Origin of the sequence: Pseudomonas sp. BRG-100 (genome assembly GCF_000737955.1) — a bacterium.
Taxonomy (GTDB): Bacteria; Pseudomonadota; Gammaproteobacteria; order Pseudomonadales; family Pseudomonadaceae; genus Aquipseudomonas; species Aquipseudomonas synxantha_A.
In genome coordinates this window covers 5,442,764-5,460,006 of record NZ_JPRX01000001.1, presented here as the reverse complement: position 1 = coordinate 5,460,006, position 17,243 = coordinate 5,442,764, and the positions used below count along the sequence as shown (strand labels likewise).

Here is a 17,243-nt window from a genome sequence, read left to right as displayed (position 1 = left end):
CGGCCCTTTATGAAAAAATTCAACGTGGTAATCGCCGACGATCACCCGATCGTGTTGCTGGGCGTTCGCGAACTGGTAGAGCGTGACATGCGCTTTCAAGTCGTCGGCGAGGCCGTGTGTTCGGCCGGCCTGATCGAGCTGTTGCAGCATCAAGGCGCTGACATCGTGATTACCGACTACAACATGCCGGGCGACTCGCCTTATGGCGATGGCCTGAAGCTGGTGGAGTACCTGAAACGACACTTCCCGCAGGTACAGATCCTGATCCTGACCATGATCTCCAACCACCTGATCCTCACCCGCCTGCAAGAGCTGGGCGTGGTCGGCATCATCCAGAAAAGCCAGTTGCATACCGAGATTCAACTGGCACTCAAGGCGATCGCCCAGGACAGCGACTATCGCAGCCTGGAGCCGCCAAAGACCTCGGTGATAGAGACCCTCACGGCAATTGACGAGCGCTTTACCAGTTTGTCGCCCAAAGAGTTCGAGATCCTGCGCCTGTTTATTTCCGGCATGAGCGTGAGTGACATTGCGCGCCGCCAGAACCGAAGTTCAAAGACCATCAGCGCACAAAAGATATCGGCCATGCGCAAACTTGAAGTCAGCAGCGACCAGGATCTACTTGCTTATTGCCTGGAACGTAACATCTTCAACTAACGCATAACTTGCAAGCCATTCCTGGACAATGGCTTTGCCCTTTATTCTCAAGCCTTTCACCGCTGCAACAGCACAAATAACCTGCCCACGCCAGCGCTTATAAGAATCGTCTTATTCGCTCCCGCCGCCTCGTCGCCTACTCTTTGCTCGCAGTTCAACAACAGCAAACTTTTCAACTAACACTTACGGACATCATCATGAAGAAGTTTTCCCTGGCTGTGATCGCCTCGGCCATTATCGCCGCTTCCGGCAGTGCATTTGCCGTGGATCCTGCTCCTACGCCAACCCTGGGCGGCAGCGGTAAAATCACCTTCACCGGCGTGATCAACAACGACGCGTGCTCGGTGGACGGCGCCAACTCCGACCGCACCATTTCGGTGGACATGGGCAACGTTTCGATCAAGGACATGGGCACCGCGGAAAACCCAACCGCAGGTCGCGTAACGGCTAAAGACTTCAACCTGAGCGTCAACTGCAACCAGGGCACCAAGGTCGCCATGATCTTTGACGCCAACAACGGCGGTTCGGGCCTGGTCACCGGCAAAAAGGTACTGGCCCTGAACCCGGGTTCGGCCACTGCACAAAACGTCGGTATTGCCCTGCTCGACAGCAAGGGCGGTCTGATTGACCTCAGCTCGCCAAGCACCGCACGCATTGAAAGCACCATGCACGGTGCCGGTACTGAAGGCGGCGACGCCACCCTGAGCTTCGCGGCCGCCTACGTCACCACCGCAGCGGCGGGCTCGTCGACCGCCGGTCGCGGTGACGCCACCCTGCCGTTCATCCTGCAATACGAATAATTCGGCGCCCCGGGCACCGAACGCGCGAGGCCTTGCGGCCTCGCCATTGTCTTCTGATTACACCGGATAACCCTCATGCCGCCTCGTTCTATCGCCGCATGTCTGGGGCTGCTGGGCTTGCTCATGGCTACCCAGGCCGCCGCCAGCATTTCATTGAATGCCACCCGTATCGTGTTTGACGGTGACCACAAGGAAGCCAACATTACCGTGCGTAACGGTAACCAGGATGTATTGATTCAATCCTGGGTCGACATGAACGATGCCCGCGCCAGCCGCGCGCCGTTTGCCGTCACCCCGCCCCTGGCGCGGGTATTTGCCAAGGAACAACAACTGCTGCGAATCCTGTACGAAGGCACCGGCATGCCCACGGACCGCGAGTCGGTGGTGTGGCTCAACGTGCAGGAAATCCCCAAGGCCAGCGAAGCCGAGAACACTTTGCAGTTGGCTATACGCCAACGCATCAAGATTTTTTACCGCCCTGCAGGCCTCACCGGCAGTGCGCTGCAAGCCCCTGCGCAGCTTGAATGGACGCTGGTCAAACACGGCAGCCAAACCCTGTTGCAGGTGAAAAACCCGACGCTGTACCACGTGTCCATGGCCGACATCAAAGTGCAGGCGGTATTGGCCAGCGACTCCACCATGATTGCGCCAGGCGAACAAAAACAGTTTGCGCTCAGTGCTCCAGTTGCCAGCGGGCCGGTGCAGTTGTCGTTTTCCAGCATCAATGACTACGGCGCGCAGAATCACTACAGCGCGCCGCTGTCCAGCGGCACTGCGCTACCGGCGCATGCGACTGAGTCGCGCCTCAACCCCTAAGCATTTTTCGCTAACCCACAGGCTCACTTCGCGTGCGTGTTTGCGTGCCCGGCTGTCCGTCAATCAGGGATGTCATAGGTCTTCGCATGTCTTTTCTTTCCAGCAACAGGCCCGCACGTGGCGCACTGAAGTTGAAGACGCTGTCGCTGGCGATTGCCGCCAGTCTGCCCGGCCTGGTCATGGCCGATGACGCTACGGAAACCTTCAATACCACCTTCCTGCAAGGCTCGCAGTCACCGGTGGACTTGCAGCAATTGCTCTCTGCAAACAGCGTGCTGCCGGGCACTTACCGCGTCGACCTGTACAGCAACGAAGTGCTGGTGGGCCGGCGCGATATCGACTTCAAGCGCAACCCGAAAAACGGCCGCGTCGAAGCCTGCCTGACCCTCGAACTGCTCAAGCAACTGGGTATCGACCTGCACCGTTTGCAGGCCGAGGGCAAACTTGACCCGCAGCAGCCGCAGGACTGCTACGCCCTTGCCGACATGATCGAAGACGCCAGCGTGCGCTACGACAGCAGCCGTCTGCGCCTGCTCGCAAGTATCCCGCAGGTGGCGATGCAGCGTGGCTTGCGCGGGTATGTCGACCCACAGTTGTGGGACGACGGTGTGCCCGCCGCCTTCATCAACTACCAGCTCAACAGCAGCCGCACCGCCGGCGACTACAAGACCCGCATCGCCAATAACCTGGGCCTGCGCAATGGCATCAACCTGGGCGCCTGGCGGCTGCGCAACGAGTCAAACCTGAGCGGCGGCACCGATCGCTCGAACACCTTCACCAGCAACCGCACTTACTTGCAGCATGACGTCACCGCGATCAAGGGCCAGTTCAGCGCCGGTGAGATTTTCTCCGACACCGACCTGTTCGACAGCGTGCGCTATCGCGGGGTCAAGCTCGCCTCGGATGATGGCATGCGCGCCGACAGCGAGCGCGGCTACGCGCCGGTGATCCGCGGCGTGGCGCAGACCAACGCGACGGTTGAGATCCGCCAGAACGACTACATCCTCTACACCGCCAACGTCGCGCCAGGCCCGTTCGAGATCAACGATATCTACCCCAGCGGCTCCAACGGTGACCTGCAAATCACCGTGATCGAAGCCGACGGTACGCGGCGGGTGACGATGCAGGCGTTCTCCAGCCTGCCGATCATGGTGCGCGAAGGCCAGGTGAAATACAGCGTCTCGGCGGGCACGTTCAAAAGCAATGCCGATGGCCTGGCAACCCCGCGTTTTTTTAGCGGTACGCTGGCTTACGGCTTGACCAGCAACCTCAGCGGGATTGTCGGTGTGCAAGCCAGTGAGGACTACAGCGCGCTGTCGATCGGCGCCGGCCGGAACACCTCGTTCGGTGCGTTCTCCCTGGATACCACCCATTCGTCCAGCAAGGCCCAGGGGCGAACCTCCCAGGGCAGCAGCGTACGCGCCTTGTACGCCAAGACCTTTGCCGGCACCGATACCAACTTCACCCTGGCCGCCTATCGCTACTCCACCGAGGGCTATCGCACCCTCACCGACCATGTGGAAGACAGCAGCGAAGACCTGCGCGTACGCACCGGCCACTCGAAAACCCGCACCGACCTGACCATCAACCAGAGCATCGGACGCAACAGCGAATTCGGCAGCCTGTATGTGAACGCCAGCGACCAACGCTACTGGAATCGCGGCGGCTCCCAGAGCTTTTCCGCGGGCTACACCGGCAACTGGGGCGACCTGAGCTACAACCTTGGCGTGACGCGCACCAAGCAGATCGTCACCTGGGGCGAGCCGAGCAGCGACACGCAGGTGAACCTGTCGGTGTCTTTCCCGCTGGGCAGCCAGGCCCGCGCGCCACGGGCGTTTGTCACCACCAGCCACCAACGTGGCGACACCACCACCCAGGCAGGCATCAACGGCTACGTGGCCGACACCAGCGACACCTTCTATTCGGTGCAGGCGGGCCACAGTGACACCAGCGGCGACTCAGGCTCGGTGAACATCAACAGCCGCACCGCCGTGGCAGACGTCAGCCTCGGTTACAGCCAGGGCCAGGGCTACAACTCACAAAACTTCAACCTTGCCGGTTCTGTGGTGGCCCATGCTGGCGGCGTCAACCTGGGGCAAACCGTCAGCGAGACCTTCGCCCTGGCCGAGGTGCCTGGCGTCGCTGGAGCCAAGATCAGCAGCTACAGCGGGGTGGAAACCGGCTACAACGGCTATGCGGTGGTGCCCACTGCGCAACCCTACCGGGTCAACTGGATCAGCCTGGACACTCGCGATCTGGGTGGCGACGTGGAAATCACCAACGCCACCCAGCAACTGGTGCCGCGCCGTGGCGCCATCGTGGTGGCGCATTACAGTGGCACTACCGGACGGCGGGTGTTGTTTGAGTTGTTTGATGCACAGCATCAACCGCTGTCGTTTGGTGCCTCACTGGAAGACGCCAATGGCAAGCAGTTGGCGATTGCAGATCCCAATGGTAATGCCCTGGCGCTGGTGGAAGAGGATCAGGGCACGCTGATCATCAAGTGGGGTGAGCAGCATTGTCGTGCCGCCTATACATTGCCACCGCAGAACAAGGCGCTGAACTACGAGCGCCAGGCACTGGTGTGTACGCCTTGATTGTGTGGGGGAATGCGCTACTGTGCCGACCACGCACCCATCCTCCGCGAGATTTGCCCATGCGTAACCTGTTCCTTGCCAGTGCCTGCCTGCTGACCACCGCCCTGGCAGGCTGCCAGCAAACACCCCCGGCCAACGACCAACTCGACGCCGTGCTCTGGACCCAGACGTCCATCGAACACGAGCTGATCTACCGCCAGCTCTTCGCCAACGCCACCCGCCAACTCGATGTAGCACTGGCCGACCCCAGCTGGGACGCCCTGCCTTTGCCTGCCCGCAAGCTGACCGGTTTGCCGCCGGCGGTGATCGTGGATATCGACGAGACCCTGTTGGACAACGTGCCGCTCAACGCTCGCGACATCATCAACAATCAGGTCTATTCCTACGATCGCTGGAATACCTGGGTCGAGCAGGCCAAGGCTCAGGCGCTGCCGGGTTCCGTGGCGTTCCTGCAAGCGGCCAGGCAAAAAGGCATCAAGGTGTATTACCTCACCAACCGCGAGCACAGCCAGGTCGCGGCCACCGCCAAAAACCTGCGTTTGCGCGGTTTTCCGATAGAGAGCGACGCACAGATCCTGGCGGCCAGCACCCCCACCGGCCACTGCGCAAGCGCTGGCTATGGCAAGAACTGCCGTCGCCAGTGGGTCGCCAGCCAAGCCCGCGTGTTGTTGATGGCCGGTGACTCGCTGGGAGATTTCGTGCAGGCCGAACACAACACCCTGGCTGCGCAGCGCAAGGCCGTCGAACCCTATGTGAACTGGCTGGGGCAGCGCTGGTTCCTGCTGCCCAACCCGAGCTACGGCAATTGGTACAGCGCGCCGTATGGGGATGATGAAACCTTACCGTTTGTCCAGAAGCGCAAGCTCAAGCAGCAGGCTTTGTTGTTGCAGCAATAAAGAGTAGCCATGTGGAAGGGGGCTTGCTCCCGATAGCAGTGGTTCAGTCAACACATGCAGTGACTGACAATCCGCTATCGGGAGCAAGCCCCCTCCCACATTGGATCTGCGTATCAGGAGCGATCAACACTTCAGCCCTGAGGCTTGGTGTGCCAACCCGAGGGCCGTTCATCCCACTCATTTGCACCGCTGCCCTCTTGTCATCACACTCGTCATCCACCCGTCGACTCAGGAATCGCAGATGCCTCACTCCTTGCTCAAGCCTGCCTTGCCCGGCGTTGCGCTGCGGCGATGGCGTTTGCTGCACCGCATCAAGCAAAGTCATGCAGCGCAGTTGTTCAACGTCACGCAATCGACTATTTCGCGCTGGGAAAGTGGCGTACAAGCGATGGATCCGGCTGCGCACCAACAGCTTGAGCAGTTGTTGGCAGCCCGACTTGATGCAGCCGCCGATCAGGCATTGGCCCGGCTGGTCAGCGAGAGTTCGCAAGCGATGCACTTGGTGTGCGACCTGACGCACCGCCTGCTCGCGTGCTCGCCTTCCCGCGCACGCCAGTTCAGCAGCCCGCTCGCCGAGCTTATGGGCCAGTCGTTGTGGCGCTTCGCAACGCCGCAAATCCAGCTGATCGAAGCCAGCCTGGAGCATACCGGCTGGCGTGAAACCCAGGCACCACCGGCCCTTGAATTCACCACTGGAAGCAACGACTCCAATCTCGTGCCCATACGCCCAAGCCTGTGTCGCTGGACACGCATGACCCTGAGCGATGGCAGCGCAGCACGCCTGGTCGAGACACTCTGAAAGCCCACCGCGCATATTTTATGCGTGGACGATCTGCGCTCGCGCACCTAGGCTTACCTGCACAACCGACCTTGCGGGGCAGCATCATGGACATGGAAAAAATCAAAGGCCGTCTCGATTTTCTGCGCGAAGCGGAAAAACTCAAGGATGTGCTCAGAAGTGCCCACACGGCTTCGGGCCGCACTGAAAGCACGGCCGAACACAGTTGGCGCCTGTGTCTGATGGCGATGGTGTTCGCCGATCAATTGCCCGGCCTGGACCTGCTGAAAATCCTCAAGATGTGCGTTATCCATGATTTGGGCGAAGCCATCCACGGCGATATCCCGGCGGTCAGCCAGGCGGCCTTTCCCAACAAGGGCGAACAGGAGCGACTCGACCTGCTGCTGTTGGCGCAGTCCCTGGACAGCCCCCTGAAAGCCGAGATCCTGACGTTATGGGATGACTACGAGAACGCGCGCTCGCCGGAAGCAAAAGCCGTCAAGGCCATGGACAAACTGGAGACCCTGCTGCAGCACACCCAAGGGCTGAACCCGCCCGATTTCGATTACGCCTTCAACCTGGCCTACGGCAAAAAACACACAGATGCAGCCCCTTTGTTCGAAGCGCTGCGGGCGTTGATTGATCGGGCGACAGAGCAACGGCTCCACGCCGCAGAGTGACGGGCGGCATCACACCGCCCGGGCAGCAATCGCCTCCACTTCCACCAACGCCCCCGGCAACGGCAGCGCCACCACTTGCAACGCTGTCCGCGCCGGCTTGTGCGGCTGCTCGGGCGTACCGAAGAACTGCGTATACCCCCGCTGCAACCCGGCAAAATCCAGCTTGCCGTCGGTTTCTTCCGCGCCGACCAGAAATACCCGCAACTGCACGATATCGCCCAGGTCCAGATCCTGCTGCTGGAGGATTTTGCGCAGCTTGTTAAACACTGAAACAGTCTGTACTTCGGTGTCGCCATAAGCCCCAGGCACATTTGGTTCGGCGAGGTCGGGCAGCGTGCCGCTGACGAATATCAGACTGGCCGAGGCCGGCACGGTGACGGTTTGCGAGATGGGAAAATCGCCCACGCTGGTGCGTTGAATGCTGTCGCTCATGGTATTGCTCCTCAAGAGGCGGCCACAGCCGCGATCTGTCGTTGTTGGGTGATGTGCTCGGCCAGTTGCGCCACCACATGGCGCGCGGAGTTGGCAGCCGACTCCTGCCAGATGCCCACGCCACTTTGCACCAGGCCGTCGCCGGCGAAGTACACCCGGCCATGGGGCCGTTCCAGCAAGGCGTGGGCCTGGGCGGGGAAGTGTTCGCGTTGCAGCCACGGGCCTTCGCTGTAGGGGATCTGTTCCCAGGACACCGCCAGTGGATGACGCAAATGTTTGGAATAACCTGGATGCAACAGCTCTACGGCTTGTCGGGAGGCGGCGTGCTGCTGTTCGAGTGGCTGTGCGCCGAACACGTCGGCGCCCTCCCCGGTCACGTAACCGGCCACCAGCACGCCCTCGCGGGTGTTGAGGTCGTTGCTGGGGTACCACAGCAAGCGCGCCGGGTGCTCGACCCATGACAGGCCGCCATAGGTGCGGTAATCGGTTTCCCAGAAACGTGGGGATTGCCACGCCACCTTGGTCGCCTGGTCGCTGCGCGTGCTGAGCAACGCGGCCTTGACCGGGTCGCTGAAGTTGCTGTCCAGCCTGGCCAAAAGGGGCAGCGGCAAGGTCGAGACCAGGTAATCGGCGCGCACCACCTGTTCGCGGCCGCTGTGCTGGTCGTGATAGGTCACCGCCACGCCGTCCTCCAACTGACGGATCTGTCGCACCTGGGCGCCCAGTTGCACCTGCTCATGCACGCGTCGGTAGAGGGCGTCGGTGATGCGGTCCATGCCGCCCACCGGCTGGAACATGGTGGCTGAAAATTCCGGGAATTCGGTGTGCAACAAAGCGCCCCAGAGTTCCGGGTGCAGCAAGCGCTCCAACCCCAGCGGCTTGTGGCGGGCGGGCAAGGCGCCAGGGTGGGCGGCGGATTCAAGGTGCCCCGAACGCAGGGTGCCCTCGAAGGCCAGCTCCTGGGACAGGTCGCCATACACCTGCAGGAAACCCAGCAAGCGCGTGCGCTCTTCGCCACTCAGTAGATCATCGAGGGCGTCACGCTGCACCGCCTTGGCCAACAGCCCGGACAGGTGCCCACGGGTGTCGTTGAGCGCCTGGCCGACGCTGAACGCCGGCTGGCTCAGGTCCGGCCGCACCTGAGCGCCATGGCTGCTGTTGACCAGCACTTCCAACGGCACGCCCAGCTCACTGCAATAGTCGAGGATGGTGCGGTGCTGGCTGGGAATGCGCGCCGGGCCGGCGTTGAAATACTGGCCCGGATCAAACCCCACGGTTTGCGAGCGACCATCCTTGTAGGCCACGCGATCGCCGTTGCGCAGGGTCCAGGTGCGACCACCTACGCGCTCACGGGCTTCCAGCACCTGCACGCTGAAGCCGGCGCGACTCAGTTCCAGGGCCGTGACCAATCCTGCAATCCCGGCGCCCAGCACCAGCACGCGGGTGCCCTGCCCCAGGCCATCCTTGAGTTTCAGCGGTTGCGGACGGCGGTGTGATGATGGGCCCAGACCCAACACCGCCAGTGCATCCTTGACCGCCTTCTCACCGCCCACTGCGGCAATGCTCGACAGCGCTTCACGTCGTGTCAGTCCCATGTCGATGCTCCTAGTCCGGCAAGCCCGGTGGGTTGATCAGCGACTTGTCGACGCGTTCGACATCCAGGCCCCAGCGTTGCAGCACCTGCTCGTATTGGCCCCCGGCAATCGCGCCCTCTAGGGCGGTGTGGATAGGCTGGACCAGGCCGTTGTCCTTGCGCGTGGTCACGGCGATATCGGCCTGCAACGGCCACCCACCGTTGACGGTGCCGACGCGCTTGATACCGCCGGTGATTGCCGCCGAATAGGCGTACACCGAGTTCGGCCCGAACAGCGCATCGCTGCGCCCCGACTGTACCGCCAGTTGCGCGGCGGCCTGGTCGTCGAAGTATTGCAACAGCGCAGGCTTGAGGCCGGCTTTTTCATTGGCCTCGTTCCAGGCCAGCAGGACCTTTTCCTGGTTGGTGCCGGAGCCGACGATGATCTTCAGCCCGGCAATGTCCGCCGCTTGCTGGATCGCGTTGATCTTGCTGGTGCTCTTGACGTAAAAGCCGAGCACGTCCTGGCGGTAGGTGGCGAAGTCAAAACGCTTCTTGCGTGCCTCGGTGACGGTGACGTTGCTGATCACCGCATCGTATTTGCCCGAACTGACACCCAGGGGCCAGTCTTCCCAGCTGGTCTGCACCACGTTGAGTTGCAGGCCGAGGCTGTCGGCGACCAATTGCGCGGTGTCGGCTTCGCTGCCGATGGTGGTCTTGTCGTCACTGGCAAGCAGCGCCAGAGGTGGCCCTGCTACGCCGGACACCGCCACAGTGAACTTGCCCGGCTGGGCGAACTTGAAGCCCGGCGGGATCTGCGCGATGGCCGCTTCATTGCGCGGCACATGGATGCGCGGGCGGTCGGGGCTCAGATCAACCTGTTGCACGGCGAAGGCGTATTGCGCGGTGCTGACGGCAAGCGCCAGCAAGGCCACGCGGGTGGTATGGATGAACATGACAGTCACTCCTTGAACTAAAGCACCTTGCCGAGAAAGGCCTGGGTACGGGGATGGCGGGGTTGGCGGAAGATCTGTTCGGGCGGGCCTTCTTCGATCAGTTGACCGTCGCAGAGAAACACCACGTGGTCGGCCACTTCACGGGCAAAGCCGATCTCGTGGGTGACGATTACGAGGGTCACGCCCAGTCGGGTCAGGCCCTTGATCACGTCCAGCACCTCGCCTACCAGCTCAGGGTCGAGGGCCGAGGTGGGCTCGTCGAACAGCAGCACCTTGGGGTCCAGCGCCAGGGCCCGGGCGATGGCGACGCGTTGTTGCTGACCACCGGAGAGCTGGCGCGGATAGGCGTCGGCCTTGTCCGCCAGGCCGACCTTGGCCAGCAACTCGGCGGCCTTGAAGTGCGCTTGGGCCTTGCTCCAGCGCTTGTGGGCCAACGGCGCTTCGGCGATGTTTTCCCAGGCGGTGAGGTGCGGGAACAGGTTGAAGTTCTGGAATACAAAGCCGACGTCGATGCGACGCTTGAGGATCTCGCGCTCCTTGAGTTCGAATAGCAGGTCGCCCTTGCGTCGATAGCCGACATATTCACCGTCGATGGTGATATGCCCGCTGTCGATTTTCTCCAGGTGGTTGATGGTGCGCAGCAGGGTGGACTTGCCCGAGCCGGACGGGCCGAGGATCACTGTGACCTTGCCGGGGTCGATGGTCAGGTCGATGTTATCGAGCACCTGCTGGTTGCCAAAGCGCTTGCCCACGCCCTGGATCTGGATGCGCCCGGCGCGTGCTTCAGCCATGGGATTTCTCCTTGAGCCACAGGCGCAGGCGCTGCAACGGCGTCGGCGGCAGCACCCGCGCGGTGCCGCGGGCAAAGTGACGCTCGACGTAGTACTGGGCGCTGGTGAGCACGGTGGTGATGATCAGGTACCACACAGTGGCCACGATCAGCAGCGGGATCACCGCCTGGGTGCGGTTGTAGATGACTTGCACGGTGTAGAACAGCTCGGGCAGGGCCAGCACGTAGACAATGGAAGTACCCTTGACCAGGCCGATGATTTCGTTGAACCCAGACGGCAAAATCGAGCGCAGCGCTTGGGGCAGGATGATGCGGAAGATGCGCCGCGAGGCCGGCAACCCTAGGGCCGCGGCTGCTTCATGCTGGCCGGCCTCCACACCGATCAGGCCACCGCGGATGATCTCTGCCGCGTAGGCGGCCTGCATCAGGCTCAAGCCAAGCACCGCCACGGTGAATTGACTGAGCACATCCACCGTCGACCACTCGGCGAACACCAGATCGGTGAACGGCACACCGAGCACGATGTGGTCGTACAGGTAGGCAAAGTTGTAGAGGATGATCAGCACCAGCAGCGCCGGCATCGAGCGGAAAAACCAGATATAGCCCCAGGCCAATGCGGCCAGCAACGGTGAGCCCGACAGCCGCGCCAACGCCAGCGCCGTGCCAAGGATGACGCTGAACACCGTGCTCAGCAGCGTCAGCAACAGCGTCTGCCCCAAGCCGCGCAGCACTGACGGCGAGAAGAACCACTGGCCGAACACCCCCCACTCCCACCGCGGGTTGGTGGCCAGGGAATGCACGATGGCCAGCAGCACCAGCGCGGCGAAGATCGACCCGGCCCAGTGCCAGGGATGCCGGGCGGGCACCACTTGCAGCGCCTTGATCGGCGTGGAGACGCGGTGCTGACGCAGCGGTTGTACGCTGACCTCATCAAGCAGGTCGTAGGGTTTGGCGACAATGGGCATGTGCTATTCCTCGCAGGCCTTAGAAGGCGTAAGTCAGCCGGGTGTAGTAGTACCCGCCGGTAAAACCGTAGGGCGAATAAGTGCCGTAGCTGGCAACCATGGTGCTGCTCGGCACCCCTTGTTTCTTGGGGTATTGGTCGAACAGGTTCTTGGCGCCGATGGCGATGTTCAGGTCTTTGGTGAGGTTGTAGCCAAGGTCGAGGTCGGTGATCCATTTGGCGCTGTAGACCCGGTCCAGGTCGCGGTTGGCCGATGAGTTGACCTCCTTGTAGGAACCGTAGCGAGTCAGGGCCAGGCTGAGATTGAAGCGTTCGATGCTCCAGTCGCCACCAAGGATCAGCTTGGTATTGGGCTGCACGCCGGTGATCAGGTTGCGGGCCTCGCGATCCATCAGGTCATAAGGCCGGCCAAGGATGCTGGTGGACGCCTTGTAGTTCTGGATTCTGGTCTGGTTCCAGTTGAACGCAGCGGTCCACTTCAGCGCGCCGAACGCGCCCAGGTCCTGGTTGTAGCTGCTGACCAGGTCCAGGCCCTTGGTGCGGGTGTCGGCGCCATTGATAAAGTACTGGCCGCCGGAGGTGGAGTTGATGCCGTTGTTCTGCAGTACCTGGGTGACTTCAGGACCCAGCAAGGTGCCGGTCAGGGTGATGCGGTCACGTAGATTGATCACGTAGGCATCGGCGGTGAAGCTCAGGCGGTCGGTGGGTGTAAGGGTGAAACCGAGGCTGAAATTGGTGGAGCGTTCGGGCTTCAACTCTTCGGCGCCCAGCGCCTTGGCCGCCGCCGCCCCCACCGGCAGCACGCCGTAATTGATCGACTGGTACACGCCGTCCACCACGCCATAGGTGGTGGAGCGCGCACTGAACAAACTGTTGGCCAGGGACGGCGCCCGAAAGCCATTGCTCACCGTGGCACGCACCGCGAACTGCGGCGTGAAGTCGTAGCGGGTGGTCAGCTTGCCGCTGCGGGTGGCACCCACGCCTTCGTTGTAATGCTCATAACGCAAAGCAGTGCCGACATACCAATCCGGCAAGGGGTTGAAGCCCACGTCCACATAACTGGCCAGGCTGTTGCGAGAAGCGCTGCTTTCTTCCTGCGGGGAAATACCGTTGGTGACCTGGGCTCCGGACGAGGCACAGTTACCCGGCGCCACGCAGTAGCCGCCGTTGGCATAAGATCCGTAGTCACCGGCCTGTACCTCGTAGGTATCGCGCCGATGCTCGAAGCCATAAGACAGGTCCAAGGGTTTTTGCAGGCCGATATCAAAGCCGCGCTTGAAGTCCAGGTTGGTGGTCAACTCGGTAGAAATCCACGTGCCGGAGGTAAAGCTGTTCGGCGTGGCCTCGCCCAGGGACGGGTTCTGGTTGTGGGTGGTGCCCTGCTCCGCTTCATTGCGCCCGTAAGTGGTGGACAGGTCCCAGTCCCACTCACCCAGGGTGCCCTTGCCGCCGAAGGCCGCCTGGAAATCATCCTCGTCGATGTACCAGGTCGGGGTGTACCCGGCCGGGTAGCCGTTGGGCCCGGTAGTGATGGTGTTGGTGATGGTCGGCAAGCGGAAGTTCTGGCCCTGCTCTGCTTTGCGTCGCGAGTAGGTGGTGAAGGAGTACAGGCTGAGGCTGTCATCGATCGGCAGCTCGGCGTTGTAGCCCAGGGTCAGCAGGTTGGTCTTGGGCGTGCCGTAGCCGCCATAGGTGGACTTGCCTGCCAGGCCATACGCCTGCTCGTAGGTGTAGCCATTGGCGCTGGCCTTGTTGTCATCGTTCTGGCTACGCGCATCCAGAGCCAACTGCACGATGCCGCCGTTGCCGATTTCGAAGCCCTTGTTGAGGCTTTGCTGCACCGTCTGTTTCTTACCGTCGTAGCCAAGGCCGGCATTGGTCACCGAAGTGCCGCTGGTGTCGGCCTTGAGGATCACGTTGATCACCCCGGCGATGGCATCGGAACCGTATTGGGCCGCGGCGCCATCGCGCAGGACTTCCACATGGTCGATGGCACTGATGGGGATCAGGTCCAGATCCGCCGGCGCCGCGCCAGTGTTGATGCCGTTGATATTCAAGGTGGCGCTGGTGTGGCGGCGCTTGCCGTTGACCAGCACCAGTACTTCGGCGGCGCTCAGGCCCCGCAGGTTCGGCGCCCGGGCAATGCCACTGGCGTCCCAGCCGGTTTTTTCCGGCAAGGTCAGCGACGGGATCACTGCGCTCAACGCCTCCATCAACCCGGGCTTGCCGGTGCTTTGCAGTTGCTTGGCGCTGACCACATCAATCGGCACCGGGCTGCTGGTGACCGTGCGCTGCTCGGCGCCACGGTTGCCAGTGACCACGACGGTGGACAGGGTGCTGTCGTCCTGGGCTTGCGTCGCTGCAGCCAGCAAGGACAACGTCAGGGCGGCGGTGGGTTGTAGAACGTGCTTCATATCCATTCCCGGTTTTTTCCAAATCGCGAAATCGAGCAGGCACGCGCCTGACGCGGCGTGACCGGTGTTCAAAAGGCGTTTCGGCTTGGGCTAGGTGTGGGGCAAGCGAGGGGTTTGAAGTGGCAACATACGTTGAGCTCCCGTCCAACGACTCTGCTGCGGGGGATAGTCACCCGGTCAGGCGCGCAGAATCTGAATCACGCTGGGTACCATCCGAGGTCAGGGGTAGGCTGTTGAGCTCAAACATAACGGAATGAATTTCAAAAATATAATGCTGTTTTGGCATAAGCTAATATTCTCTACTTTCATTATTATTTAATATTTTTATTCATAACGGTAATGTTTAACCCATCAGCAGCAGAGAGATTCTGGGCTAGGGAGGTTGCCCTCGATAGCATAGGTATCTACACAACTTTGCAGCCGCCAACCGTAACCACGATGCGAAGCGAGCCGCTCGTGATCTTGATCTGCTTTTGATCCTAGGCGCCCCGTTAAACCACGCTGGCCGGAATTCGACAGGGATTTAGGGGGTAAACCGGCAGGGATGCCGGTTTAGCCGCCGTCAGGGCGGAACCCTAAGTGGCCGTTACCACAGGAATGGATATGTACTCGGTATAGCTGTGTCGGCTGTCAGGCCGTCATCGCAGGCAAGCCAGCTCCCACATTTGGATCGCGTCGCATCATTTAGGTAGTCGCTGGCAGTCAAGCCGCCATCGGGAGCAAGCCCCCTCCCACATTGGTACTCGGAGCAGTCAGGATTATTGAGCCGGCCGCAACAGTTGCATCTGCTGGCGATAATCATCAGTCACCTGCCGTGCCTGGCTGCTGCTGGTAATGACTCTTGGCGTAATGAGCACTATCAACTCTGTACGGTCCTTGGACTTGCCAGTATTGCCAAACAACCACCGCAACCCCGGTATCTTCCCCAGATAAGGCACGGCACTGACACTCTCGGCGTTGTCCTGTTTGATCAACCCACCAAGCAATACCGTCTGCCCACTCTGCACCGCCACCTGAGTCGACACCGAGCGTGTGGAAATGCGCGGGTTCACCGGCGTCTCACTGCTGCCCGCCGGGTTCTGGGCATCACTGACCTGCTGCTGGATATCCATGTACACCAGCCCGCCCGGATTGATGCGCGGCACCACATCCAGGATCACCCCGGTCTGCACGTATTCGACACTGCTCAAGGTGGTGTCGGCGTCACCGGTGTTGACGGTGGTCTGGCTGATGGGAATGTTATCGCCCACCTGAATCTGAGCCGGCTGATTGTTCATCACCACCAGCGACGGCGCCGACAGCACCTGGGTGCGGCCGTTGGTTTCCAGCGCGTGCAAAGCCACTTGCAGGTTGGAGCTGACAAAGGAGTAGAACAACGAATCCGCCGCCCCCAGCCCCGCCCCGCCACCGCCCAGGGCGCCTTGGCTGCCGGAGGCGTTGGCCACCGTGGTGCTGGTGGAATTGCCCGCCAGGCGGCCCAGATACCACTGCACACCCAGGTCCAGTTCACCGGTGAGTTTGACCTCCAGGATGCGGGTCTCGATCTGCACTTGCAGCGGTGGGTTGTCCAGGCGCTTGATCGCCGCTTCGATCTCTTTCCATTGCGCCGGACGGGTGCGCACCAGCAGCTGGTTGCTGCTCTTTTGCGCGGTGATGCGGGTGCCGGCTTCGAGGTCGCTGGTGGGGGCCGCCTGGGTATTTTCGGCAGGTTCGGATTCGGGTTCGTCGGGTGCAGGCGCTGGGACATTGGCCTGCAGCCCAGCGCTGGTGGACGAGGACAAGGTGGTGGTACGCAACCCCGGCGCGACCTTGGCCGGTGCGTCGTCCTTGATCGCGCCATTGCCGTAGATCTGCCGCAGGTATTTGGCCAGGTCGGCGGCCTTCATATTGCGCACGTCGTACACATACATCTGCGGCTCGTTGCCGCCGCCCTCGTCGATGGTGCGAATCCAGTCACCCACCTCGCTGAGGTACTCGGGCTGAGACGAAATCGCCACCACCGAGTTGGTGCGCTCGACCGGCAAAAATCGCAACATACCCGCCAGGGGCGTGCCGCTGTCGGCGCCGAACATGGCTTGCAGCTCGGGCATCAGTTCGGCCACCGAGGCGCGTTGCAGGCCGAAGACCGCCACGGACATGCCCTTGAGCCAGTCCACATCGAAAGTGTCGATGGTGTCCTGGTAGTTGGCCAGCTCTTCCGGGGTGCCGGCCAGGCTCAGTACATTGCGCGCCGGGTCGACCAGCAGAAACGCATTCTCTCGGGCGAACGGCTTGAGCAGTTTCTGCATCTCGGTGGCCGAGATATAGCGCAGCGGGAAGAGTCGCGCCGAGAGCCCGCTGGAGGGCTGCGTCACGCGCATCTGCGGCACCAGCTTGCCCGCCACCGCCTGGCTGGCCGGCAGGATCACGTAGCGGCTGCCCTGCTTGATCATGGCGTTGTCGGTCCAGGACAGCAGGGTTTCGAGGATCGACAGAGCCTGCTGCTTGTCCACCGGTTTTGACGTGGAGAAGCTGACATTGCCCTTCACGCCCTCGGCGATGCTGTAGTTCTCGTGCAGCAAGTCGCCCATTACGCTGTTGATCACCGCTTCGATGGGCTGGCCCTGAAAGTTGAAGACGATGTCGCCGCCCTCCTCCTGGGCTTTTACCGGCGCAGTGGGTTTACGCACGAACGTCTGATTGCCACGAATCAGCTGGCGCTGCGGCGGCGACTTCGCCTCGGGCAGAGCGCTTTGCATCGCAGGCGCCGCATTCGGCGGGCGTTGCGAACCGGTGCCTTGCAGCGCCTCGTTCAGCAGCTGTTCGTCCGGATCAAGGCGGTCGGGTAAGGATCCACAACCGCCCAGGGAGACGGCAGTGGCCAGGCAAAACAGCGAAGTGCGCATATCGA

General features: G+C 61.8%; 14 protein-coding genes. 7 read left to right on the top strand and 7 right to left on the bottom strand.

What is annotated here, in order from left to right; translation table 11 throughout:
- The first annotated feature begins 9 nt into the window (after positions 1-9).
- The 7 genes from JH25_RS03215 to JH25_RS03245 all read left to right on the top strand — a co-directional run bounded on the left by JH25_RS03215 (position 10) and on the right by JH25_RS03245 (position 7,224).
- A complete protein-coding gene (locus JH25_RS03215; protein WP_032880328.1) occupies positions 10-657 on the top strand; it encodes a response regulator in 648 nt (215 codons plus the stop codon).
- 197 nt (positions 658-854) lie between these two features.
- Positions 855-1,457, top strand: a complete 603-nt coding sequence (locus tag JH25_RS03220) for a fimbrial protein (protein WP_032880327.1) — start codon at positions 855-857, stop codon at positions 1,455-1,457.
- 75 nt (positions 1,458-1,532) lie between these two features.
- Positions 1,533-2,273: a fimbrial biogenesis chaperone gene (locus JH25_RS03225; RefSeq protein WP_032880326.1), complete on the top strand. Its 741-nt coding sequence runs from the start codon at positions 1,533-1,535 to the stop codon at positions 2,271-2,273.
- 86 nt (positions 2,274-2,359) lie between these two features.
- Complete coding sequence (locus tag JH25_RS03230) at positions 2,360-4,870, top strand: fimbria/pilus outer membrane usher protein (RefSeq protein WP_032880324.1); 2,511 nt, start codon at positions 2,360-2,362, stop codon at positions 4,868-4,870.
- 59 nt (positions 4,871-4,929) lie between these two features.
- A complete protein-coding gene (locus JH25_RS03235; protein WP_032880323.1) occupies positions 4,930-5,766 on the top strand; it encodes a 5'-nucleotidase, lipoprotein e(P4) family in 837 nt (278 codons plus the stop codon).
- Between the two features lie 241 nt (positions 5,767-6,007).
- Complete coding sequence (locus JH25_RS03240; protein WP_005789603.1) at positions 6,008-6,565, top strand: helix-turn-helix domain-containing protein; 558 nt, start codon at positions 6,008-6,010, stop codon at positions 6,563-6,565.
- Positions 6,566-6,651: 86 nt separating this feature from the next.
- Entirely contained in the window at positions 6,652-7,224 is a 573-nt protein-coding gene (locus tag JH25_RS03245) for an HD domain-containing protein (RefSeq protein WP_032880322.1), read from the top strand.
- Positions 7,225-7,233: 9 nt separating this feature from the next.
- On the opposite strand, the gene JH25_RS03250 is transcribed toward JH25_RS03245, so the two are convergent.
- The 7 genes from JH25_RS03250 to gspD form a co-directional block, all read right to left on the bottom strand.
- Positions 7,234-7,656, bottom strand: a complete 423-nt coding sequence (locus JH25_RS03250; RefSeq protein ID WP_032880321.1) for a RidA family protein — start codon at positions 7,654-7,656, stop codon at positions 7,234-7,236.
- Positions 7,657-7,667: 11 nt separating this feature from the next.
- A complete protein-coding gene (locus JH25_RS03255; protein WP_032880319.1) occupies positions 7,668-9,251 on the bottom strand; it encodes a flavin monoamine oxidase family protein in 1,584 nt (527 codons plus the stop codon).
- Between the two features lie 10 nt (positions 9,252-9,261).
- Positions 9,262-10,185, bottom strand: coding sequence for an ABC transporter substrate-binding protein (locus JH25_RS03260; protein WP_032880318.1), 924 nt, complete (start codon positions 10,183-10,185; stop codon positions 9,262-9,264).
- A 17-nt stretch (positions 10,186-10,202) separates the two neighbouring features.
- Entirely contained in the window at positions 10,203-10,976 is a 774-nt protein-coding gene (locus tag JH25_RS03265) for an amino acid ABC transporter ATP-binding protein (RefSeq protein ID WP_032880317.1), read from the bottom strand.
- Positions 10,969-11,940: an amino acid ABC transporter permease gene (locus JH25_RS03270; RefSeq protein WP_032880316.1), complete on the bottom strand. Its 972-nt coding sequence runs from the start codon at positions 11,938-11,940 to the stop codon at positions 10,969-10,971. Before JH25_RS03270 ends, JH25_RS03265 begins: the two co-directional genes overlap by 8 nt.
- A 19-nt stretch (positions 11,941-11,959) precedes the next feature.
- Entirely contained in the window at positions 11,960-14,353 is a 2,394-nt protein-coding gene (locus JH25_RS03275) for a TonB-dependent receptor plug domain-containing protein (RefSeq protein WP_032881280.1), read from the bottom strand.
- 758 nt (positions 14,354-15,111) lie between these two features.
- Positions 15,112-17,238 carry a type II secretion system secretin GspD gene (gspD, locus tag JH25_RS03280; RefSeq protein ID WP_032880315.1) on the bottom strand — a complete coding sequence of 709 codons (2,127 nt, stop codon included), beginning with the start codon at positions 17,236-17,238 and terminating at the stop codon, positions 15,112-15,114.
- Positions 17,239-17,243 lie beyond the last annotated feature (5 nt).

Coding starts and splice junctions, on each gene's coding strand:
- JH25_RS03215 (WP_032880328.1), top strand. CDS start 10: ATGAAAAAATTCAACGTGGTAATCGCCGACGATCACCCGATCGTGTTG.
- JH25_RS03220 (WP_032880327.1), top strand. CDS start 855: ATGAAGAAGTTTTCCCTGGCTGTGATCGCCTCGGCCATTATCGCCGCT.
- JH25_RS03225 (WP_032880326.1), top strand. CDS start 1,533: ATGCCGCCTCGTTCTATCGCCGCATGTCTGGGGCTGCTGGGCTTGCTC.
- JH25_RS03230 (WP_032880324.1), top strand. CDS start 2,360: ATGTCTTTTCTTTCCAGCAACAGGCCCGCACGTGGCGCACTGAAGTTG.
- JH25_RS03235 (WP_032880323.1), top strand. CDS start 4,930: ATGCGTAACCTGTTCCTTGCCAGTGCCTGCCTGCTGACCACCGCCCTG.
- JH25_RS03240 (WP_005789603.1), top strand. CDS start 6,008: ATGCCTCACTCCTTGCTCAAGCCTGCCTTGCCCGGCGTTGCGCTGCGG.
- JH25_RS03245 (WP_032880322.1), top strand. CDS start 6,652: ATGGACATGGAAAAAATCAAAGGCCGTCTCGATTTTCTGCGCGAAGCG.
- JH25_RS03250 (WP_032880321.1), bottom strand. CDS start 7,656: ATGAGCGACAGCATTCAACGCACCAGCGTGGGCGATTTTCCCATCTCG.
- JH25_RS03255 (WP_032880319.1), bottom strand. CDS start 9,251: ATGGGACTGACACGACGTGAAGCGCTGTCGAGCATTGCCGCAGTGGGC.
- JH25_RS03260 (WP_032880318.1), bottom strand. CDS start 10,185: ATGTTCATCCATACCACCCGCGTGGCCTTGCTGGCGCTTGCCGTCAGC.
- JH25_RS03265 (WP_032880317.1), bottom strand. CDS start 10,976: ATGGCTGAAGCACGCGCCGGGCGCATCCAGATCCAGGGCGTGGGCAAG.
- JH25_RS03270 (WP_032880316.1), bottom strand. CDS start 11,940: ATGCCCATTGTCGCCAAACCCTACGACCTGCTTGATGAGGTCAGCGTA.
- JH25_RS03275 (WP_032881280.1), bottom strand. CDS start 14,353: ATGAAGCACGTTCTACAACCCACCGCCGCCCTGACGTTGTCCTTGCTG.
- gspD (WP_032880315.1), bottom strand. CDS start 17,238: ATGCGCACTTCGCTGTTTTGCCTGGCCACTGCCGTCTCCCTGGGCGGT.